The following is a 20,450-nucleotide window of genomic DNA, read 5'->3' as shown; positions in this document are numbered from 1 at the left end:
ACGAGTAAAAAGGTTGGTTAAACATTTAAGGAAAGAAATGATTAAAGGCTTAGTTCATACTGTCGTAATTGCATCATTAGGCGCATTTGTCTTTTTCACTAGTAGTGATATTGAGAGTACTCTTAAACAAGAGCTTGGTAGTGGTGCAAATCCATACAAGCATGTTAATCGTTCACCTGACTTTGTTAAACGTTCAATTGCATCTTTATCTGATGATGTTACGGCCCGTGAACTAAAAAAGAGAAGAGTTGAGGATATGCATATCTACAAGTCTTACGAGGAGTCGTTATCAAAACTTAAGGGTTGTATGAGAAGTATCTGTCAGGAATACTTCACAAGTGATGAAGTTTCTGAAAATTATGATAGGTATGGGGATTATATTACAGCGAAGATTAATCAAAATATTAATCAGCTATATAACTTTACGTCAAAAAGAGGCTTTCGTTCTCACTCAATTATTACGACAGCACTAGATTTTATCGATCTTTCAAATGAAGAATTAAAGAAGAACTTAGTTTTACTTTTAAGTACGCAAAAGAGTGATCTAAGATCATTAAATGCCTTAGTTAAACTTTCACAAGGTGTTTACGGTAAGGATCTTCATTCTCTTATTATTTTAGAGCTTGAAAAATATGCAAAGTCAGATGATTTTAAAGATAAGGTAAGCGATCAAATAGTGACAACACTAGCTTCAAACGCTAGCAATGAAAACTCACTTATTACAAGAGAGCTATATCGTTTCATCAATAAAGATAATCTTCAAAAGTTTAATCATCTTTTAACAAAGATTCCTAACGAGAGTCGAGTGTATTCACAGCTTGCAAATCATATCGAGAAGTTCGAATCGACAAGCCTATAAAACAATCTTAAGTTTTTTTGCGACAGTGATTTCTTTCTCATTCATATTTAGTTGGTAGGCAAGAATCTGTACTCCAGCTTCTTTGGCCTTGATAAGAAGTCTTTTATATTCTGTATCAATATCACTCACATTAAAGCTCTTAACATCTTCACGAGAAATAATATAGAGCATTGTGGCCTCATGACCTTGCTCCTTAATTGCCATAAGTTCTTCAAGATGCTTTTGGCCTCTGGTTGAGACGGCATCCGGGAATTGGGCCTGGTCGCCAACTTTTAAAGTAACATTTTTTACTTCAACAAAATTGTACTTAAAACTAGGATCCTCAAGTTTTAAATCTTTCTTATCGATCTCTTTATTGCTTAAGAGAAAATCAATTCTACTTTTACCAATTTTTACTTCACTCTTAAAAAAATCATACCCTCTAAGTTCTTCGAATTTTCCAAGTTCTAGACCTTCCTGAACAATCTTATTTGTAAGGCCTGTATTTACCATAATCCAAGAATCCCCATTCGAAATCATCTGAGCAGAGAATTTAAGCTTTCTCTTTGGATCATCAGAGTGGGTCATTAGAACTTTCCAATCTGGCTCCCAACATGTTTTCATGCTTCCTGTATTTGCAAGGTGGGCCGTTAGAGTTTGTTCACAACTATACTCTTTAAAGGCATTATCTAATTTAAAATCTAATAAAAATCGTTTGTAGCGTTCAATAATTGTCCCTAAAACCAATTCATTTTCTTTAAATTGCATATTTTTCCTTGTGTGCATGTTGCTAAGCATCTGTAATTATATGTTACAATGACAAATACGATATCATTTTAAGAGGAATTTGTGAAAACTGCTTTAGTAATTTGTGACAATGAAGTTTTAAATTCAATCTACAGTGTAAATCTTAAGACATACACTGAGTTGAATCTGATTTTTACGTCATCACTTGATGAGGCGCTCATTCATATTGAGGACACAGAAGTTCCTATTGATCTACTCGTAACAATGGCCTCAATCGGGGATGAAGATACGGCCCTTTTGGCCTTTCATAATCTTATTGAAAATGATCGCGATATTCCTTCGATTGTTATTGGAGAAGGGGATCTCGTTCCAGATGAGAACTATGTTGTTAAAAATCAATTTGATATCCCTGGCATTCTACAAAATATTTTTGAATGCTTAAAAATTACACCAAAAGAAGTTTTGGCCGTTGTGACAGAAGAGTTATATGAAATGCCAATTCGTCTCTTCTTTCCGTTTAATAAAGCATTTTGCGATACCTACTATATGCTAGAAAATAATGGCGAGAAAGTCCCAACTAAAATATATGACACTGAAAGTGATGTATGGCCAAAGGTAAGAGAATTCTTAGACCAAAATGTTTCACATCTTTTGATACCTGCAAGAGAGCGTTTCGCTTTCACTAAGAGGGTAACTGAGCTTTTAATTGAAAGTATGGAAAAGGTGACTCCTGAAACTCCTCAACAAGAATCTCTTGATTTTGTGGAGCAAAGTATTGATGCAATTGCTGAACAGCTATTTGAAGATGAAGGGGTAACGAAAGAAGTTGTCCAGCTTTCTCAAATGTGTATGGATACGATGGAAGAAGTTATTGATAATGTTCCAGATCTAAAATCTATCCTAAAGGATTTAGCAGCGCTAAAATCTGGCTTTCTCTATAGTCACTCAATTATTGCAGGTTACGTTTCGTCCCATATTCTCGACAACGTTGAATGGGGTGGCCCTGCTCATAAAGAGAAATTAAAATTTGTTCTTTATTTCCACGATATGTACTTAGTGCAAGTCTATAAAAAATATCCTGATCTAATGTACGAGGATAAGATCATTTTTGATCCTCAAGTCTCTGAAGAAGATAAGGAAATCATTATCAATCATGCTGCTGAAGCAGCAGATGCAATTAGGCGCTATCCTGCATGTCCACTTGGCGCCGATGTTATTATCATGCAACACCATGGAACATCAAATGGACTAGGTTTTGCGACAAGTTTTAAAGATGATATCTCTCCACTTGCTAAGGTTCTTATTATTGCTGAAGCATTTACAGAAGAAATCTACCAAAGAATTGAAGATCGCCAAAAAATAAATGTTGAAGATGTAATAACTAAGCTACGTGAGCGCTTTACTAAGCACACGTATAAGAAGATCATCGAAACACTTGCGACGATTAAGATTTAAGCAATATCTACTAATTTTTTTATTGTGACACTATCTTGTTCGAGGGTATAGATTGCGTGCCAGCTATCCTTTAATTGAATCTTTCTGATATTATTGATTTCATCAATTTCAATATTGAGAGGCCCATCGTATTTAATCTTGAATTCACGTGCCTTATCGATACCTAGATCTGAAAGAAGATTTATCCAACAACTAATTTCATCTTGAACTTCAATGGGAGTATTCGCTAGTTGTGCTAAGGCCTGTTGTTCAAATTCAATACTTACTTTTTTCATTTTAAAACTATAGCGATCTTACTTGTGTGTGGCAAATGTCATGTTTTTTTGTTTACTTTCGATTAGTAAAAGAAATTTAGTCCTGCCATCGCTCTTTGGTAAACTTCATCATAGTATTGGTAGGCAAGTCTTAAGCTAACATCCTTGGTAAAGTGAAACTTTGCTTCGCTATTCCATTCATGTTGCTTATTTAAGCGAGTGTTATTTCTAAATGAATATTGATAACTACCTTGCCACGAAAAGTATTTACTCGAGTAGATAAGCCTTATTTTTGGCCCATAAGTAAGAGCATAGTCATAGTCTGACTCATAGATATAAGAGTTTTGTGTTGCTATAAATGCTGCCAGTGCGAATACTTCGTTACCAAGAGTGTAACCAAGATCAAAATCTAAGTAGGGATTTAATGTTCGGCTTTGATATGTAAAGCTCTCAGCAAAACCAAAGTTAAATTGCCAACTAAGCTTCTTTGCAAAAACTGTTACAGGTCTTAAGGCATCGATACGAGCAAGCTGTATATCGACTAACCTCAGTCGATCTTCTTGATAGCGATTATAATCTAACTTTATATTAACTAGCTCTGTTGTGGACATGGGAAGATAACCACTTTGTCTATCGAGTAGGTCGTGGAGTGCTCCACGAAACTCAATATTTAGATATTCTCCATTACTATCAAAGCTTGGACCTAGGCTAAAACGATTTGTAGAGTGGCCTTTATCCGGAGATTTAGGCATTAAAAAATCATAGTTAATATCTTGTGATTTTGAAGCTAATTTTGCTCGTTTGCTATTAATACGAAATTTTTGTGTACGGTATTCTTTCTTCTCTTTATCTTTTAAAGACTTCGTTGCATCAACATCAGCATTCTTAAAGTCGATATAAAGATTATAAGTATCTAAGACAAATAGTTCATCAACATTATCTTTGATGTCGCTGATATTCTTAGAATCCTTGATAAGCTTTTTGAAAAGTGCTCCTTGCTTTGGATTCATCTCATCATACCTCGCTTTTAATTTTGTATACGAAGCGGGTCTAACTTTAATATTCTTTACGATATTGTCTTGTTCGAATAAAGCGTAGATTGTATCAACTGGAGGAACTGTAGTATCGATATTATCAATTAGCTTCCAGTCTGTTCTAATGGCATCGACAAACGCTAGAATGTGGTAAGAGCAATTCTTAGTGAAGTAGAGATAGTCGAAATAAGCTCGATTCATTTCAAAGAGGTGCGCCTGAAAATAAATAAGATCTTTTCTATCTAAGTTTAATTCATAATCCCAAAGATCTCTCGATTCCATATTATTATATTCTTTAACTTTTACATAATATGGCATCATAGCAAACATGCCTTTAAAGCCACCAAAAATACCTTTGTAGCCATAAACGAGGGGATTACTAGTATCGACTTTCGCACTGAAGTCCACGCCGTAATCTAAGAGATCATTATCTTGGCTTTTAGATGACTTTGAACGAACACGAAAGAATGTGTGACCAAAAGTTGAAGCGGGCTTTTCTATAAAGTAAGAAGAAAAAATAATAGAGACTGAATAGATATCGATTTTCTTTATATAGTCTTGATAAGCAGGACAATCATACAAATTTAATGATTGCTCAATTAGCCTATGTTCTTTTAAGAGCATGAATCTTGCAGGGAAAAGACACTTCGGATGATTATTCATGTCTTTAACAAGAGGGGATTCAACACCTGAAATTGTTTGTTTCAATTCCTCTAGTGGTGATGTCATACCATTTTCAGAAAGAAAATATTCCTTCGCTTTTACTAGGGACTCGTAACCGAAAAGATTCTTTTCATATCGTATGAGCTTTAGCCACCTTTGTGACTTAGAAAAAGTTTCGAGCTCTGTTGATGCCCAAGAAGAATGCCCTAGAGCAAAGAAGAGAAATGTTGCAGTTAAATATTTTTTCATTCTAAAATCAATTTTTGGCGTATTGGAAAAATGGCCTACAACCGAAGTTGTAGGCCAAAGTATTACATCGCTAGTACAGTTTGGATGTTATTGTGGATTGTTTGTGCGTCAGCATTTTCAGCAAAAATCTTATCAAAGTTTTGCTTTAGGTTTGTTTTGTTTGCTGCTGGAGCATTAACTAGAGCAAGGTATGCATCTAGACTTTCACCTTCGCCACGAGCAATATCGCTTGAAAGTGCGATCATGTTGTTTTCAACAAATGATACAGCTGATACACGTGCTGTTTTTGCATCTTCACAACCAAGAGTACCAGTTGACATTGCAAATGTCTGGTTACCTAGGATACCGTTTGTTGTAGCTGCAAGAACGTTAAGAGCTAGTCCTGACTTACCTTCGAAAATTACCGAACCAAGACCACAACCTGCTGGTCCGTGAGCTGCAAATGCTGAAGAAGTAACAACTGTAAAAAGTGCTGCACATAATAGTTTTTTCATCAATAAACTCCTTAATATTGTGATGTTTGTAAAACAATACAAAGAGTTTAACTTAACTAAGAAAAATGTAAATTAAAAATCCCTCGTTTTTGTTTGAGCAAAGGACTCCGCTTTTTAAGAAAAATTTAATTTACAGTATCGTCCTTTGTAGAGCATTAAGTGGGTCTTTGAAGTTACCTTGGTTGTAAACTTCTTTAATTTCTCTAAAGATATTAAGTAAGTTTTTTTTGCCGCCTGTACTTGTACAAAGTTTTAAAATGTAGTTATTTGCTAGGATAAATGCACACGAGTGGGCCGTTAATTTATTTGTACTTAACTTATTAGGGAAGCCATCTCCCTTTGGTTTTTCATGGTGCTGGGCCACGACAAAGTCTGCTTCAGGGTAACCTGTAAAGTACTGTGCAATCTCAGCTGCTTTAAGAGGATGGAGACGGTAGCTTTCTTGCTCACTTTCTTTGAACATTTTAAGCTGTGGGTCTTCTAATGATTGAATTGAAGCAAGGTCTTCATTTTCAAGCATTGAATCATATAAAAGTGAGGCCAGTCCAAGTTTCTTCTTTGATGTCTCAGAGGCCCAGCCAAGAGCTTGTAAAATGAAGTGTGATAAATAAAGTGTCATAATTGATTGAGTGGCAATATCAAATGGCCCTTTTGGAAATAGCGAAAGGACATTACGATACTTCTTATTTTCAAGAATGATTTCACGACTACAAAGAATGACTTCATCACAAAGTTTAATTACATTCTCTGATACGCCAACAGTTTTAACATATTGATGAATCAAAAGAACGGCCTTAATTTGATTTTCAATAACTTCTGAGTCTTTAAGCCTTTTCTTGCTTTCAAAAGTTTTAAGGAGGTTTTCTATTCCTTCTTCTAAGAATTTTAAGTAGTCATTCTTTTTTAGATAAAGGACTTTTATATTCTTTCTCGCATAAGAATGAATTGTTGCGTGAGAGTATTTCTTATTTGCCGATATGATCTTTGTATACTTTGTTTGAGTTAGTTCTAAATAGACATCGTAGGCGAGTGTATCAAATAAATAAAAGCCACGAATCTTCATTGGCAATAAATCGTCTTCTTCAAATTCCTCAATGCTAGAGCCGAAGTCTTCACTTTTAACCCAGGCAAGGGCCTTGTTAACTGCGCCCATAAAATCTTCTTCTTCAATTGGGCGAAAAAGTGCCGAGCTCGATTCACTTCGTGCATAGAGTGCATCTGGAATTTTTTGTTTGATCATGGCCTCCATACCGATAAAGATAAATGGCCTTTGACCTGTAATCGAAAGAATTTTTCCCGCTAGCTGAGACGGATCTTCATTTTTAAGAGCTACTTCAATAATGATCACGGCAAAAGGACCTTCAAAGCTTAAAAGGTCAATTGCATCATCACCACTCATTGCGCAATGAAGTTGGATATCTGGATAACAATTTGAGAAAGAATCTCTAATGTATCCCCATTCATCTTTTTCATCACAAATATATAATGCTTTCAAAAACGTACTCCTTTAATCAACTAATCATTAATTTCTTTTCATATATCTCCCGCATCGGTAAGTTATTGAAATAATAAAATTTAGTTAGGAGAAAAAATTAATAATCAATTGATAATTATACAAGAATTCGACTTTTTAAGATGGATAAATTTGTTTAAACTATTTTAAAGGGGTTAGCATGACAGAAAAGACAATCTCTCTTGTAAAAGAGATGATAAAATTTGGCTTAATTAAAATTTCTCCACAAAATCCATTTAAATACGCTTCTGGTAAGACTGGGCCTATTTACTGTGACAATCGCCTTATGTCTTCTGATCCAAAAATGTGGAAGCTTGCAATTGAGCTCATGAGTGAACTCATTGAAGAGAATAACTTTTCATATGACTTCATTACAGGTGTTGCAACTGCTGGAATCTCTCACGCTGCGGCATTAGCATTTTATCGTAGCGAGCCAATGAATTATGTACGCTCAAAGCCTAAGGCCCATGGCACGGGTAAGATAGTGGAAGGAAAAGTTGGCGAAAATAGTAAATTACTTTTAGTTGAAGACCTGGTTAACCAAGGCTCAAGTATCGAAAAAGTCATTGGACTCATTCGCGATCAGGGCCATATGGTAGACTCAGTGCTGTGTTTGGTCGACTATCAAACTCCCAATGCTAAAAGGGTTGCTAAAGATTTAGGTATTGAGATTTTTTCTTTAATAAATCTTAATCAATTAGCCGATATTTGTTTGTCGCAAAAATTGATCGATGAAAGAGGCCATGAGCTTCTTATGAAATGGCAGCAAGACCCAGATAATTGGGAAAATTAATGCAACGCTGTGCATTTTAGACGCAAGACGTGTCGACAGATTTAGCAAAAAAAGATATGTATCTACTTAATTTAATTCGTGTTTTTTAACGTATTTAAGTTATATCCAACTTAAATTTTGGAGGAATAAAATGGCCGATAGTGCAAAAATTGAAATCAATGGTCAAACTATTGAAGTTCCTGTGATCGTAGGAACTGAAAACGAAGTCGCTTTAGACATCTCAAAGCTAAGAGCAGAAACAGGTGCTATTACTTTAGATATTGGTTTTGTTAACACAGGATCATGTACGTCGAAGATTACTTTCTTAGACGGAGAGAAAGGTATTTTAAGATACCGTGGTTACCCAATCGAACAACTTGCTGAATCTTCAAACTTTGCTGAAGTTTCTTACCTTCTTTACAATGGAAAGCTTCCAACTGTTAAGGAGCTAGATACTTTCAACAGAGAAATTTCAGCTAACAGCAAGCTTCCAGGTGGCGTTGAAAAAATCATCGACCAATTTCCTGGTTCAGCTCACCCAATGGGTGTACTAGCTGCTGCGATCTCATCTCTAAGTGGTTTCTACCCAGAGTTCTTAGATCCAGAAGCAACTGAAGAAATTAAGAACAAGGCTATTGTTCAATTAATGGGACAAGTGAAAGTTATGATGGCGCAATTCTATCGCAAGACGATGGGAAAAAGCCCACTAACTTCAAATGCTAAGCTAGATTACTCAGCAGATTTCCTAAATCTAATGTTTGATGGTGAAGTAGACCAAGACGTAGCAGACGCTCTTGATACACTTCTAATCCTTCATGCTGATCACGAGCAAAACTGTTCAGCTTCAACTGTAAGAGTTGTAGGTTCTTCACATGCTAACGTATTTGCTTCAATTGCAGCTGGTGTTACAGCTCTTTGGGGACAATTACACGGTGGTGCAAACCAAGCTGTACTTGAAATGCTTGAAGAGATTAAGAAAGATGGTGGTGATTACCAAAAGTTCATCGAAAAAGCGAAAGATAAGGACGATCCATTCCGTCTTATGGGATTTGGTCACCGTGTTTATAAGAACTTTGATCCACGTGCAAAAATCATCAAGAAAGCATGTGACACAATTCTTACTAAGCTTAAAATCGAAGATCCACTTCTTGATATCGCAAAAGGTCTTGAAGAAGTTGCTCTTAAAGATGAGTACTTCGTTAAGCGTAACCTATATCCAAACGTAGACTTCTACTCAGGAATCATCTACAAAGCACTTGGAATCCCAACTAATATGTTTACAGCAATGTTCGTATTAGGTCGTTTACCAGGTTGGCTATCTCAGTGGAAAGAACTGAGAGAAGATGGAGCACGTATTTCTCGTCCTCGCCAAGTTTATATTGGTGAAAATGAGAGAGATTACGTAGCACCAGAAAAAAGATAGTATAATCTTTTAAAAAGAATATTGAATTCGGGCCCAAGGATTTCTTGGGCCTTTTTTTTAGGAAGTAGAAATGTTTGAATACGATAAAATTTTAAAGAGTCTCTTAAATCCAAATCTTAATAAGCAGCAACTTGCAAAACTTATTGGGACTCAGTCGACACAATTTACTAGTGAGCGTACTAAGCTTAAGAATAACTACTCTGATGAGGATTTAATCAGTGCCTATACATCATTCTACTTTCCAACAAATGCTCTTAAGCTTGAGTTTTTAACTGAGCATTTAAGCGAGCAGATGAAGGCCGAAATTTCTAAAACTCACATCTTAGATATTGGAACAGGGCCTGGAACTTATGTTTTTGCGGCAAGTGAGCTTTTTTCGGATGCTCTTTCTTTCACAGGAGTTGATGAATCTAAGCTTATGATTGAACAGGCCAATAAGCTTAATAATGAGTATTTTCAAAATCCTAAAATTGGTTTTTCTCAAACTCTACCAAATGTTGACGATGCTCCAAGAACTCTTATTTTTGGTAATTCGATCAATGAAATGGGAATGCCTGCGGCCTTTAAGATTATTAAGCGCTACAATCCTAAATTTATCATTTGTATTGAACCTGGAACAAAAGATGTATTTAAAGACCTTCTTGCTTTAAGAAAGAAGCTTCTCTTAATCGATTACAAAATTCAATATCCATGTATGGGACAGGGGACTTGTCCTCTTGAAGGGATCGATGACTGGTGTCACCAATCAATTAAAACTTCATTGGACTTCGAGCTCGAGTCTCTTTCGCAAGTTGCAAAATTAGATCGTAAGGTCATGCCTGCAACAATTCACTTCTATGCATTAAACCAAATTGAAGATAAGAGCGGTAAAGCAAGAATTATTCGTTTAAAGAAAAATGTTAAGCACGCATTCCTTTGGGATGTCTGTGATGAAAATAATAAGTCTGTGACTTTAGAAGTTCCTAAGAAACTCTTTAAGAAGAAAGTTGTTAAGCAATTAGAAGAGATTTCCTCTGGTATTTGTGTTCGCTATACAATTGATAAGGAACTTGAAAATTCTACTGTTCGTGTAAAGACTATTGAAGTTGAAGGTGTTGAATAAGGGAGCATAAGGCTCCCTTAGATATTTACTTTTTACTAGCTGGTAGACGATTAAGTGGTGCTGTCAGGACGTCCTGAAGTCTTACGCCTGATCTAAACTCGATTAAATCCATACTTGTGATTTTTTGCTTTCCAATAATATAGGCCTTCTTTGAAATCATATTAGTCATAAAGGCGGTATCAAGTTCACTTAGAAGCGCTTTTTTATTTTTTTCAAGTGAGTCGACGTGTGCTTTCGTTGCATGATAATTTCTTACCTTTGCTCCTTGTGCTCCACCTGCAGGTGCCCAAGCAACTGACAGTGGCCAAAAGAGCAGGTTTATAACACCATTAGGTACATCGCCATTATAGAAATCTCCTACACCTGGCAGGATATTTAAAACTGCGGCCAATGTTTCATCTTTTTCTTTCACTTCAAGTCCTTTTGCTTTCCACTCAGCATACTCTCTTGCTTGATATGAGTTGATAGAAGAACAACTTGCTAGAAGTGATAAAACAGATAGAAGTAGAAATACTCTTTTTAATAATTTACTCACTATTCCCCCTTAAGTGATACATGTTCAGTTTCACTTTATTCGGTAAATATACTTTATTTCTTTAGTCGGGAGAGTGCGTAAGTATCTGTAAATAAAGGGATTTCTTTAGGCTGTCTTTGGTTAAGAGAGCTAACTTATGAAAATAATGAAATGTAATTTACTGATAAAATAAATAATTTATTTTTAAGATTATTTAGACTTCAGCTCTTTGACTTCGTAGATAATTTTTTCTTTATCCATCTTGAAGTGGGGCATTGTTAAGATTTTTGAAAGGACATCCTTGGCAAGTTTTCTCATTTCCTTTGTTTCAAGAATGGCCATCAGTCGATTCACTTCATTTTCTGTATAATTGGCCTTAATACGTTTTTTTATTTCTTCTTTGATATCAACGAAGCTTGTATTGTCATCAATGATTTTTTCAAGCTTTTTATTGTCTAAGCTTTTTGCAGACTTTTCTATCAGCTGTCTTTTAACAAAGTCTGCACGTTCTTTTGAGTCATTAATTAGGTATTGCTCTTTTAACAGAATGTCGGCGATATAATTGATCTTGTTATCGAGGTTGGCAAAACTTAGCTGTGCAATAAAGATAGTGATTAGAAATTTCATATCTTAAATTATAAATAAAAAAGCCTCGCAATGCGAGGCTTCTTTTATATTCGAAAATTTTGATTCGATAATTACTTTTTCTTCCCAAGTGAAGCGTAAGAAGTACCAAATTTCTTTCTGAATTTATCGATACGACCTTCAGTATCAAGAACTTTAGTTTTTCCTGTATAGAATGGGTGAGAAAGACTTGAGATATCAAGTTTTACGTATGGGTAAGTTTTCCCATCAAACTCTTCTTCTGAATCAGCTTTGATTGTTGATTTAACTACAAATTTTGTGTCTGCAGAGATGTCATGGAAAAGAACGTCTCTGTACTCTGGGTGAATACCTTTTTTCATTTTAAACCTCGTTATCTTTTGCATTGCTTGGTACAATGCTGATTTAGTATTAATTAGAGATTTGAGCAATTTCGCCCATATAGGACCATTTGTCAAGATCTAATGTAGTGCTTCCATAGCTGAGATGGGCATTTTTAATGTGCGCTACAAGAGCTGCAGCCACCTCCAGACTTATCTGTCGGGTCGTTAAATTGCCAATGTCCATATTTTTCATTGATAAAATCAATGGCGCTCTTTAAAGAGCTGAAATCTCGTTGAAAAACCTCAAGATCTTCACCGTCCACAACTGTAACAGAATAGAGGATTAGCTCTTTTATTTGGCCATCAACTTCTTGGATATCTCCAGTCATTCCAATGAATGATTTAAAGTGCTCACTATTGTAGTGGGCGAAGTTCCAATTTTTGAGATTTACAAGATTTTGTGTTTCCATGCTGTATTTTTAGCAGTTGGCCCTTGCCATGACAATGTATTTCTAGTAAGTTTCTAACCTACGAATTGTAATTTGTATAAATTAGAGAAAACAATTTTAAAGTTTTATATATTTTAGGAGGCAGTTATGGCAAAGGGGCCAAGAGTTATTATTACACTTGAGTGTACAGAAGCGAGAAAGAATGGACAAACTCCATCTCGTTACACAACTACTAAAAACAAAAAGACTCATCCAGAGAGACTTGAAGTTAAGAAGTACAATCCTTTCTTAAGAAAGCACACACTTCACAAAGAAATTAAGTAATTTGATTTTTCAAATTTACATATAAAAAAAGCCTCGCATTGCGAGGCTTTTTTTATGAACTAGAGTTCAAATTCACATTCGTATTCAGCTGTTTCCACAGACTTCTTCGAAAAGAGCCTTTTATTAAAAACATGGGCCTTCATCATAGATGGGTCATCAAGATTAAAATCAACTTCAGTTGTATAACCACGACTAGGGTCTCTGTATGAGAGGTGTGTGTCGCCATTGTCACTAACTTCGATTTTAGCTTTTTCAAACATTTTACCATTTTCAAGAATTGTTGGGATAATACTCAGTCCTTCATAACCCTTTTCAGTATCCCAAAAAGACACTTTATACGTTGTGTTCTTGTATTCCGAGAATTGCTCTTTAATAATTCCAAAACAAGCCCTATCGCCAAGAAGTAAGTTCTTTTCGAGGACATAAGACTTTGCTTTCACGCGATTACATTTTATGACATTAGAAATTTTATTCCCTGGCCAGCTTGGATCAAATAGCGCCTCGTCAGCGCAAAAGCCAGCAAATACAGATGATGTTAGTACTAGAGTAACGATTAGTTTCATATGTTTATCCTTCAAATTTATTGTTTGAGGATTTATAGCAAATTTAGGATATAAATAGTGTTTAGTTGAAATAATTACAATAGGCTTCCTGACGGAAGCCTTTATCATGATTAATTTTCAATAACTTCGTGACAAAAAACATCTCTGCTGTCGATATGACGACACTCTGGTGCTTTGCTTTTACAATGCTCAACTGCAAGTGGGCAGCGAGTATGAAAGTTACATCCAGCAGGTGGATTAAGAGGTGATGGAAGCTCCACATTCTTAAGTGGTGGGAAGGCCTTGATCACTTCGTTTTCTACCGCGTGGGCCGACTTTAGAAGTGTTTTCGTATAAGGATGCAGTGGAGTCGTAAAGATGACATCACTTTTTCCGTATTCACAAACCTTTCCAAGATACATGACAAGTACCTTGTCCGCTATATAGCGAACGACAGAGAGATCATGAGAGATGAAGATATAAGTGAGATTAAATTCTTCTTGAAGGTCTTTTAAAAGATTTAAAACTTGCGCTTGAACTGAAACATCAAGAGCAGATACTGGCTCATCAAGAATTAAAACTTTTGGTTTTAAAATAAGAGCTCTGGCAATTCCTATTCTTTGACGTTGGCCACCACTAAACATATGTGGGTACTTGTGAGCATGAGCACGACGAAGGCCTACTGTTTCCATAAGTTCACATGCACGCTCAAAAGCTTCTTTCTTTGTTACTTTCTCATTGATAAGAAGGGGATCAGCGATTATTTCCCATGCTTTTTTTCTTGGGTTAAGTGACTCGAGTGGATTTTGGAAAACCATTTGAATGGACTTGTATAGTTCTTTTGAAGAAAGAGTTGAGAAGTCTTTACCACCGATTGTGATACTTCCATCTGTTATTTGCTCAAGTGCCATAAGACATTTTGCAAGAGTCGACTTTCCACAACCAGATTCCCCAACTATTCCAAGAGTTGTTTTTTCTTGAAGAGTGAAGCTTAGGCCATCGATGGCCTTTACAAACTTGTCTGCGACAGGATAGTACTTTTTTAAATCATTTACTTTAATTGTATCAATCATATCTATACCTAATTCTTAATTTAATGGGTGAATACAACGAAGAGAGCGATCATCATGAATGACAAGTTTAGGGAGTAATTCACATTGTTCAGTCGCATATTCACATCGCTTTCTAAACTGACATCCTGTAGGGCGATCACCTAAGTCTGGAACCATCCCTTTTATTGAGTAAAGGGGAGCGTTAATATCATTTGTAAATGAAGGAATTGACTTCAATAGTCCTGATGTATAGGGGTGGCGAGGAGAATTGATGACGGCCATTGTTGGTCCTTTTTCAATGACTTCGCCAGCATACATAACTTGAAGAGTTTGCGTGAAGTCTTTAACGACAGCAAGATCGTGGGAGATAAAGATAACGGCCATGCCTGTTTCTTTTTGAATCTCATCTAGGAGCTCTAGAATTTGCTGTTGAACAGTAACATCAAGGGCCGTTGTTGGCTCATCTGCAATTAAAAGCTTTGGGCTTGAAGCAATGGCCATCGCAATCATCACTCGTTGGGCCATTCCACCAGATAGCTCGTGTGGGTAAGCTTTCATGCGCTCTTTAGGCGCAGGAATTCCAACTTGAATTAATAGCCTTTCAACACGATCCTTACGTTCTTGTTTTGATAAGTTTGGTTCGTGAATGAGAAGAACTTCCTCAATCTGATTTTCAACTGTATAACATGGGTTTAGGCTACTCATGGCATCTTGGAAGATCATACTGATATCACCTCCGCGAATCTGTTGCCACGATTTCTCATTAAGTTTTTGCAGATCCACTCCGTTGAAACTTAATTCTTCTGCTTCAACGACAGCATTATCATCAAGCAGGCCCATTATTGCCATATTCGTGATACTTTTTCCACAACCTGACTCACCAACGATTCCAAGTGTTTCACTCGCTTTAACTTCAAACGAAACATTTCGAACGGCGTGAATAAGTCCTTTCTTTGTTTTAAAGTGTATATTTAAATTCTTAACTTTTAATAAACTCATATATTTCTCTTCTATCGTTTAAGCTTCGGATCAAGTGCATCTCTTAGGCCATCTCCAAAAAGATTCAGTCCCAAAACAACGGCCAAGATACAAAGACCTGGAAGTGTCACAAGCCATGGGGCACTTTGAATGTAAGGTCTGGCATCACTTAGCATAATTCCCCATTCTGGAGTAGGTGCCTGGACACCTAGGCCTAGAAAGCCAAGTGCGGCCGTTGAAAGAATCCCTTCTGAAAGGCCTAGTGTTACTTGAACAATGAGTGTTGCCATACAATTTGGTAGAATTTCTTTAAGCATAATTCGCATAGGTGAGGCACCAAATGTTTTTGCTGCCTGAATGTATTGAAGATTTTTTATTTCTAATACATTTGCACGAATAAGTCGTGTAAACGAAGGTACACTTACTAAGGCAACAGCAAAAACCGCATTCATTAGGCCTGGGCCAATTACAGAAACAACGATAATAGCAAGTAAGATACTTGGGTAGGCCATAAGAATATCGATGAATCTCATGATCACTGCATCTGTTTTGCCTCCAAAGTATCCAGCAAGAAGGCCAAGCATTGTTCCTACTACAGTTGAGATCAAAACAATTGAGATACCAACAAAGAGAGAAATTTGAGCTCCATAGATAAGTCGGCTTAGAACATCTCGACCCAGATCATCTGTACCTAAGATAAATTGCATAGAGCCATCCGCTGCCCAAAATGGAGGTATACGAAGTTGTCCTGGGAAAATCTCGCTTGCTCCATGTGGTGCAATTAAAGGTGCCAGTAGAGCAATGATGATAAAGCCTAAGACAAGAGCTAGACCGAAGAGCGCCCCTTTGTTGTCACTAAAGTGATCAATAAATTCCTTAAAGACTTCCATTGTTGTTACATTTGAATTTTGTACTTCCATTATTTTGAACCTGAAATTTTTGGATTAACAATTGAGTAGATAATATCCACACACATATTGATGAAAATTACCATCAGAGCAATAAAGAGAATTCCTCCTTGGATAACTGGATAATCTCTTGCGTGAATACTTGCAACTAGCCAGCGTCCAATACCTGGCCAAGAAAAAATTGTTTCAGTAAGAATTGCCCCAGTAATAATACTTCCAAAAAGAAGACCGATTACTGTGACAATAGGAATCAGTGCATTTCGTACAGCGTGTTTCCAAACAATCTTTTGATAGCTTTGACCTTTGGCCTTTGCTGTTTGGATATATGGAGCTTTGAGTACTTCAAGTACACTTGATCTTGTCATTCTTGATATAACGGCGAGGGGAATTGTTCCCATGGCAATTGTTGGAAGAATGAGGTGCTTTAGTACAGAAGTAAAAGGTGCAAAACCATCAAGTGAAATGACCTCTGGGTTTAATGTATCAATTAGCATTAGACCTGTAACTCTTGGAACATCAAAGAGAACATCCATTCTGCCTGATACTGGAGTAATTCCCATGTTAACTGAGAAGATAATGATAAGAATTAAACCCCACCAAAATATTGGCATTGAGTAGCCAACAAGTGAAGTACCCATTAAGAAATAGTCCATAAAAGAATTGCGCTTTAATGCCGCATAAACTCCTGCTGGTATTCCAATCAAGATTGCAAAGATCATAGCACAAATTCCCAACTCTAAAGTCGCTGGAAAACGCGAAAAGAACTCATTAATGACAGTTTGCTTGGTCACAATGGAAACGCCAAAATCACCTGAGAAAATATTCTTCATATAAATGAAGTATTGCTCTAAGATGGGGCGATCAAGGCCAAGTGTTTTTTGCATGGCCGCATAGACTTTGGGATCTGCACCACGCTCTCCTAAGAGAAGTAGGACAGGATCACCAGGAACTAAACGGACAACGATAAAAGAAAATAAGCTAATCCCAATAAGTGTTGGGATTAGCTGTAGAAAGCGTTTTTGTAAAAAATTTTTCATATATTATTCTAATGAAACTTTATCGAAGATATCATTTCCTAATGGGTGAATCTTAAATCCTTTCACATTACTTCTCATTGCACGGTGTACTGTTGAGTGAAATAGTGTGATCCAAGGAACTTCTTTTTTGAATACTTCTTGAGCTTTCATGTAGTGAACAGCTCTTTCTTTTTTGTCACTTAAGCGCTTGGCCGCAATAACTTCACTATCGTATTCTTTATTACACCAATTAGCATAATTTGATCCTGCCTTTGCTCCTTCACAGCTTAGTAGCATATAGAGAAAGTTGTCAGGATCTCCATTATCTCCCGTCCATCCCATCTGTAGCATTGCGTGTTCACCAGCGTGGGCCTTTTTCAAGTAAGTCGGCCAGTCATAAGTAACGAGCTCAACTTTAATTCCAACTTTTGCAAGATCTTCTTGCATTAGTTCACCCATCTTCTTTCCATTTGGGTTGTAAGGACGTGAAACTGGAAGAGTCCAAAGAGTCGTGCTAAAGCCATCTGGTAACCCTGCTTTCTTTAGTTCTTCTTTTGCCATCTCTACATTGTAGTCATAGTCTTTGATATCGTTGTTATATCCCCAGATTGTTGGTGGCATTGGGTTTTTAGCAACTGTTGCATACCCAAGATAAATTGGCTCAACATATGTCTTTCTATTTAATGCATAATTAATCGCGCGTCTTACGTGAATATTATCAAATGGCCTCTTTTGAGTGTTAAGAGCAAGATAACCAACATTTAAGCCTGGCCCTGAAAGAACAGTGATATCTTTGTTCGCATCAAGTGCTGCGATATCTGTTGGTGCAGGTTGAGTCGCTAAGTGACATTCTCCGGCCACTAGCTTTTGAGTTCTAACTGATGGGTCTGGAGTGATTGAGAAAACCATTCGTTTAATTTTAGGTACGCCATTAAAGTATTCTTTATTGGCCTCATAGCGAATCATTGTATCTTTCTGATAAGACTTAAAGATAAATGGTCCCGTTCCAACTGGATTGCGATCAAGAACTTCAGGAGTTTTGGCCGCTAGCATTTTTTCACCATACTCACGAGAGAGAATACTTGTGAATGCCATTGCAAAGTTTGCAAGTAGGGGTGCTTCAGGGTGATGAAGAGTAATTTGTAATTGGTACTTATCTGTCTGGTTGATACCTTTGATGATATTACTCATTCCCATACCATCCCAGTACTCATAAATACCGCCACTAACTTTGTGGTAAGGATGATTCTTATCGAACATACGATTAAAAGACCACACAATATCACTTGCATCGAGATTACGAGTCGGTTTGAAATCTTTTGTTGTATGGAACTTAATATCTTTTCTGATATTGAAAGTATAAGTTAGTTGGTCTTCAGAAATTGTCCAGCTTTCAGCAATTGATGGAATGATATTTGTCGAGCCTGTCTCAAATTTTACAAGTCGGTTATATAGAGGATAAACGGCCGCATTATGTGATGGGCCATCTGTTAAGAATTGTGGGTTAAACCCAGAAGGTGAGCCTTCTGAACAATAAACAAAGGTTGATTTATTTGCGCTGCTCTTTCCCGAGCACGATACGACAAGTGCGGCCATGATTAATGTGGCCATTAAACTTTTAAGCATTATTCTCTCCCTTTACTTAAAATGTATTAATTTTTATTTAGTTAAAATGATACGTAGCATTTAGCGCTCCGTAAACAATGCCTAGCGACATTTTGACTAAATATAACTTCTTTTAACTAGATTATTGTGAGGAGAAAATAATAGAAAAACCCCCTACGCTCAGTAGAGGGTTTCTTTATTATAAGTGGCCTTCATCAATTCCCTAATATTGAAGAAGGCCCTTATATTAAATAAGGGCCAATTTATTAAAACTTAGCTTTTGTATTTAGTGTGTGTGTCACTGACTTAAGTTCTTGTCCTGGTACTTTTGATACTAGAGGAAAGAATGTAAGTGTAACCTTTAACTCACGTGCCTTTTCAAATGGCCCAAGAGCAAATTTCTTAATCTTTTCAAATCCGTGCTTTTTCAATTCTTCTGTAAATAGAATATTTCCATTATCAAGAAGAGTTTTATTAAAAGTTAGAAGATTGATTGTTTTCTTAAAATGAATCTTCTTCTTTTCTTTGTCATAGATAACAATTTCTGCACTTAGCTCTTGCATGCCTTCCGTAAAATTTGAAAGCTCCAGTTCGAATTGACCTTTAACTCCAACTTTTACGTTTTCAGGATTTACTAGAATAGGAGCTTTCGCCTCATCTAGGTCAAAGAATTCTACTTTAAGAGTTGACTCATAATTGTAATCAGAAACTTTTGTAAAGTCTGAAACTTGGAAGTTAATTTGAGTTGCTTCTTTATTTAAGTTTTGTACAAGTGTATCAAAGCTCTTAAGTTCGTTGCTAAACTCAAGCGTGAAATTTGCATCAGCTTTATCAACTGCACCAAGGTATTGTACCTTTACTTTGTGAGTTACATTTTCCATTTCTTTGTATGCAACTGTACGAGTCTTTGTACATGAGTATGGTTCTGAGCGGTACTTTGTTACATCACGACAAACATATTTTTGGTAAGGAACATTGTCACATACATTACGTCCTGGACGAGTGTGACATCTTCTTACTGGTACATTTCCACATACACGATCTTGATATGGGATTGAACGACAAGTTTCGCGCCCTGGGACTGTCTCGCAAACACGACGGCTATCACGTTGACGACATTCTTGTCTTCCATTCACTGTACGACAAATTCTTTGTCCCGGAACTGTACGACATTCTTGTCTCGAAGGACCTCTTGTACACTCACGACGATATCTCGTTTCATAACGGCATTGGTAATCATATTCAGTTTCACAAACCTGACGGCCTGGTTCCCAACGACATTCTCTTCTATAATCTGTTTCATAACCACACTCATTTTCTTGATATGGTATTTGGCGGTAACATGTCCCTTCGTATGGCTCTTCTTTGTACTTAGTAACTTCAACTTCCTTAGCTAGTACTTGTACATCATTATCTCCACCATTGAATGAGAAGTTTAATTGATGATCGCTTGCATTCGCAGCGAGAGTGTAACATGCGAGCATTAGCCCGATTAGAATTTTTGACATTTCTCCCCCTTAAAATATAACAGTTGATAATTTCTATCGAGTTTTAGGTGAAATTGAAAAAAATACGTCGGTAAATTTTAAATT

At 36.5% G+C, this 20,450-nt stretch carries 22 protein-coding genes; 6 read left to right on the top strand and 16 right to left on the bottom strand.

Annotation, left to right across the window (positions count from 1 at the left end):
• The first annotated feature begins 37 nt into the window (after positions 1 to 37).
• Complete coding sequence (locus ACMAYS_RS08865; protein ID WP_103219090.1) at positions 38 to 859, top strand: hypothetical protein; 822 nt, start codon at positions 38 to 40, stop codon at positions 857 to 859.
• Here ACMAYS_RS08865 and sfsA read toward each other — a convergent pair.
• On the bottom strand, positions 854 to 1,606 hold the full coding sequence (gene sfsA, locus ACMAYS_RS08860; protein WP_412463110.1) for a DNA/RNA nuclease SfsA: 753 nt from the start codon (positions 1,604 to 1,606) through the stop codon (positions 854 to 856). The two genes, ACMAYS_RS08865 and sfsA, sit on opposite strands and share 6 nt — an antisense overlap.
• Before the next feature lie 81 nt (positions 1,607 to 1,687).
• Between sfsA and ACMAYS_RS08855 the strand changes: the two genes are divergently transcribed.
• Positions 1,688 to 3,040 (top strand): hypothetical protein, encoded by a 1,353-nt coding sequence (locus ACMAYS_RS08855; RefSeq protein ID WP_103219088.1) that lies wholly within the window; start codon positions 1,688 to 1,690, stop codon positions 3,038 to 3,040.
• Here the strand turns inward: ACMAYS_RS08855 and ACMAYS_RS08850 are convergent.
• The 4 genes from ACMAYS_RS08850 to ACMAYS_RS08835 form a co-directional block, all read right to left on the bottom strand.
• Positions 3,037 to 3,315 carry a hypothetical protein gene (locus ACMAYS_RS08850; RefSeq protein WP_392992359.1) on the bottom strand — a complete coding sequence of 93 codons (279 nt, stop codon included), beginning with the start codon at positions 3,313 to 3,315 and terminating at the stop codon, positions 3,037 to 3,039. The two genes, ACMAYS_RS08855 and ACMAYS_RS08850, sit on opposite strands and share 4 nt — an antisense overlap.
• A gap of 62 nt (positions 3,316 to 3,377) precedes the next feature.
• The gene (locus tag ACMAYS_RS08845; RefSeq protein WP_412463109.1) at positions 3,378 to 5,240 is read right to left on the bottom strand and encodes a DUF4105 domain-containing protein; all 1,863 of its coding nucleotides are present in this window, start codon (positions 5,238 to 5,240) and stop codon (positions 3,378 to 3,380) included.
• A 62-nt stretch (positions 5,241 to 5,302) separates the two neighbouring features.
• Positions 5,303 to 5,734 (bottom strand): DUF3015 family protein, encoded by a 432-nt coding sequence (locus ACMAYS_RS08840; RefSeq protein WP_103219085.1) that lies wholly within the window; start codon positions 5,732 to 5,734, stop codon positions 5,303 to 5,305.
• A 130-nt stretch (positions 5,735 to 5,864) separates the two neighbouring features.
• Complete coding sequence (locus ACMAYS_RS08835) at positions 5,865 to 7,229, bottom strand: hypothetical protein (protein WP_103219084.1); 1,365 nt, start codon at positions 7,227 to 7,229, stop codon at positions 5,865 to 5,867.
• A 178-nt stretch (positions 7,230 to 7,407) separates the two neighbouring features.
• Between ACMAYS_RS08835 and pyrE the strand changes: the two genes are divergently transcribed.
• From pyrE to ACMAYS_RS08820, 3 genes are all read left to right on the top strand, one after another.
• Entirely contained in the window at positions 7,408 to 8,040 is a 633-nt protein-coding gene (pyrE, locus tag ACMAYS_RS08830; protein WP_103219083.1) for an orotate phosphoribosyltransferase, read from the top strand.
• Between the two features lie 130 nt (positions 8,041 to 8,170).
• Positions 8,171 to 9,442, top strand: a complete 1,272-nt coding sequence (locus tag ACMAYS_RS08825) for a citrate synthase (protein WP_103219082.1) — start codon at positions 8,171 to 8,173, stop codon at positions 9,440 to 9,442.
• Positions 9,443 to 9,512: 70 nt separating this feature from the next.
• Positions 9,513 to 10,544 (top strand): small ribosomal subunit Rsm22 family protein, encoded by a 1,032-nt coding sequence (locus ACMAYS_RS08820; RefSeq protein ID WP_103219081.1) that lies wholly within the window; start codon positions 9,513 to 9,515, stop codon positions 10,542 to 10,544.
• Between the two features lie 25 nt (positions 10,545 to 10,569).
• On the opposite strand, the gene ACMAYS_RS08815 is transcribed toward ACMAYS_RS08820, so the two are convergent.
• The 4 genes from ACMAYS_RS08815 to ACMAYS_RS08800 all read right to left on the bottom strand — a co-directional run bounded on the left by ACMAYS_RS08815 (position 10,570) and on the right by ACMAYS_RS08800 (position 12,454).
• A complete protein-coding gene (locus ACMAYS_RS08815; RefSeq protein WP_412463108.1) occupies positions 10,570 to 11,079 on the bottom strand; it encodes a hypothetical protein in 510 nt (169 codons plus the stop codon).
• A gap of 189 nt (positions 11,080 to 11,268) precedes the next feature.
• Complete coding sequence (locus ACMAYS_RS08810; RefSeq protein ID WP_103219079.1) at positions 11,269 to 11,685, bottom strand: hypothetical protein; 417 nt, start codon at positions 11,683 to 11,685, stop codon at positions 11,269 to 11,271.
• Positions 11,686 to 11,756: 71 nt separating this feature from the next.
• A complete protein-coding gene (locus ACMAYS_RS08805) occupies positions 11,757 to 12,023 on the bottom strand; it encodes a type B 50S ribosomal protein L31 (protein ID WP_021268340.1) in 267 nt (88 codons plus the stop codon).
• Positions 12,024 to 12,157: 134 nt separating this feature from the next.
• Positions 12,158 to 12,454, bottom strand: coding sequence for a hypothetical protein (locus ACMAYS_RS08800; protein ID WP_103219078.1), 297 nt, complete (start codon positions 12,452 to 12,454; stop codon positions 12,158 to 12,160).
• A 126-nt stretch (positions 12,455 to 12,580) separates the two neighbouring features.
• Between ACMAYS_RS08800 and rpmG the strand changes: the two genes are divergently transcribed.
• The gene (gene rpmG / locus ACMAYS_RS08795; RefSeq protein ID WP_021268365.1) at positions 12,581 to 12,757 is read left to right on the top strand and encodes a 50S ribosomal protein L33; all 177 of its coding nucleotides are present in this window, start codon (positions 12,581 to 12,583) and stop codon (positions 12,755 to 12,757) included.
• 59 nt (positions 12,758 to 12,816) lie between these two features.
• On the opposite strand, the gene ACMAYS_RS08790 is transcribed toward rpmG, so the two are convergent.
• The 7 genes from ACMAYS_RS08790 to ACMAYS_RS08760 all read right to left on the bottom strand — a co-directional run bounded on the left by ACMAYS_RS08790 (position 12,817) and on the right by ACMAYS_RS08760 (position 20,366).
• The gene (locus ACMAYS_RS08790; protein WP_392992354.1) at positions 12,817 to 13,320 is read right to left on the bottom strand and encodes a hypothetical protein; all 504 of its coding nucleotides are present in this window, start codon (positions 13,318 to 13,320) and stop codon (positions 12,817 to 12,819) included.
• A 110-nt stretch (positions 13,321 to 13,430) separates the two neighbouring features.
• Positions 13,431 to 14,372, bottom strand: a complete 942-nt coding sequence (locus tag ACMAYS_RS08785) for an ABC transporter ATP-binding protein (protein WP_392992352.1) — start codon at positions 14,370 to 14,372, stop codon at positions 13,431 to 13,433.
• A gap of 15 nt (positions 14,373 to 14,387) precedes the next feature.
• A complete protein-coding gene (locus ACMAYS_RS08780) occupies positions 14,388 to 15,350 on the bottom strand; it encodes an ABC transporter ATP-binding protein (protein WP_103219075.1) in 963 nt (320 codons plus the stop codon).
• Between the two features lie 11 nt (positions 15,351 to 15,361).
• Entirely contained in the window at positions 15,362 to 16,249 is an 888-nt protein-coding gene (locus tag ACMAYS_RS08775) for an ABC transporter permease (protein ID WP_103219074.1), read from the bottom strand.
• A complete protein-coding gene (locus ACMAYS_RS08770) occupies positions 16,249 to 17,274 on the bottom strand; it encodes an ABC transporter permease (protein ID WP_412463107.1) in 1,026 nt (341 codons plus the stop codon). The genes ACMAYS_RS08775 and ACMAYS_RS08770 overlap by 1 nt, the downstream gene beginning before the upstream one ends.
• Positions 17,275 to 17,277: 3 nt before the next feature.
• Positions 17,278 to 18,879, bottom strand: coding sequence for an ABC transporter substrate-binding protein (locus tag ACMAYS_RS08765; protein WP_412463106.1), 1,602 nt, complete (start codon positions 18,877 to 18,879; stop codon positions 17,278 to 17,280).
• A 245-nt stretch (positions 18,880 to 19,124) separates the two neighbouring features.
• Complete coding sequence (locus ACMAYS_RS08760) at positions 19,125 to 20,366, bottom strand: hypothetical protein (protein WP_103219071.1); 1,242 nt, start codon at positions 20,364 to 20,366, stop codon at positions 19,125 to 19,127.
• Between the last annotated feature and the right edge of the window lie 84 nt (positions 20,367 to 20,450).

The organism is Halobacteriovorax sp. RT-2-6 (assembly GCF_047085025.1).
Taxonomy (GTDB): Bacteria; Bdellovibrionota; Bacteriovoracia; order Bacteriovoracales; family Bacteriovoracaceae; genus Halobacteriovorax_A.
This window is presented reverse-complemented; position numbering and strand designations above follow the sequence as displayed.

Bases quoted from the DNA above. Each gene is read 5' to 3' on its own strand.
- ACMAYS_RS08785 (WP_392992352.1), bottom strand. From the start codon at position 14,372: ATGATTGATACAATTAAAGTAAATGATTTAAAAAAGTACTATCCTGTC.
- ACMAYS_RS08825 (WP_103219082.1), top strand. From the start codon at position 8,171: ATGGCCGATAGTGCAAAAATTGAAATCAATGGTCAAACTATTGAAGTT.
- ACMAYS_RS08760 (WP_103219071.1), bottom strand. From the start codon at position 20,366: ATGTCAAAAATTCTAATCGGGCTAATGCTCGCATGTTACACTCTCGCT.
- ACMAYS_RS08845 (WP_412463109.1), bottom strand. From the start codon at position 5,240: ATGAAAAAATATTTAACTGCAACATTTCTCTTCTTTGCTCTAGGGCAT.
- ACMAYS_RS08865 (WP_103219090.1), top strand. From the start codon at position 38: ATGATTAAAGGCTTAGTTCATACTGTCGTAATTGCATCATTAGGCGCA.
- ACMAYS_RS08770 (WP_412463107.1), bottom strand. From the start codon at position 17,274: ATGAAAAATTTTTTACAAAAACGCTTTCTACAGCTAATCCCAACACTT.
- ACMAYS_RS08800 (WP_103219078.1), bottom strand. From the start codon at position 12,454: ATGGAAACACAAAATCTTGTAAATCTCAAAAATTGGAACTTCGCCCAC.
- sfsA (WP_412463110.1), bottom strand. From the start codon at position 1,606: ATGCAATTTAAAGAAAATGAATTGGTTTTAGGGACAATTATTGAACGC.
- ACMAYS_RS08850 (WP_392992359.1), bottom strand. From the start codon at position 3,315: ATGAAAAAAGTAAGTATTGAATTTGAACAACAGGCCTTAGCACAACTA.
- ACMAYS_RS08805 (WP_021268340.1), bottom strand. From the start codon at position 12,023: ATGAAAAAAGGTATTCACCCAGAGTACAGAGACGTTCTTTTCCATGAC.
- ACMAYS_RS08775 (WP_103219074.1), bottom strand. From the start codon at position 16,249: ATGGAAGTACAAAATTCAAATGTAACAACAATGGAAGTCTTTAAGGAA.
- pyrE (WP_103219083.1), top strand. From the start codon at position 7,408: ATGACAGAAAAGACAATCTCTCTTGTAAAAGAGATGATAAAATTTGGC.
- rpmG (WP_021268365.1), top strand. From the start codon at position 12,581: ATGGCAAAGGGGCCAAGAGTTATTATTACACTTGAGTGTACAGAAGCG.
- ACMAYS_RS08810 (WP_103219079.1), bottom strand. From the start codon at position 11,685: ATGAAATTTCTAATCACTATCTTTATTGCACAGCTAAGTTTTGCCAAC.
- ACMAYS_RS08790 (WP_392992354.1), bottom strand. From the start codon at position 13,320: ATGAAACTAATCGTTACTCTAGTACTAACATCATCTGTATTTGCTGGC.
- ACMAYS_RS08840 (WP_103219085.1), bottom strand. From the start codon at position 5,734: ATGAAAAAACTATTATGTGCAGCACTTTTTACAGTTGTTACTTCTTCA.
- ACMAYS_RS08820 (WP_103219081.1), top strand. From the start codon at position 9,513: ATGTTTGAATACGATAAAATTTTAAAGAGTCTCTTAAATCCAAATCTT.
- ACMAYS_RS08765 (WP_412463106.1), bottom strand. From the start codon at position 18,879: ATGCTTAAAAGTTTAATGGCCACATTAATCATGGCCGCACTTGTCGTA.
- ACMAYS_RS08780 (WP_103219075.1), bottom strand. From the start codon at position 15,350: ATGAGTTTATTAAAAGTTAAGAATTTAAATATACACTTTAAAACAAAG.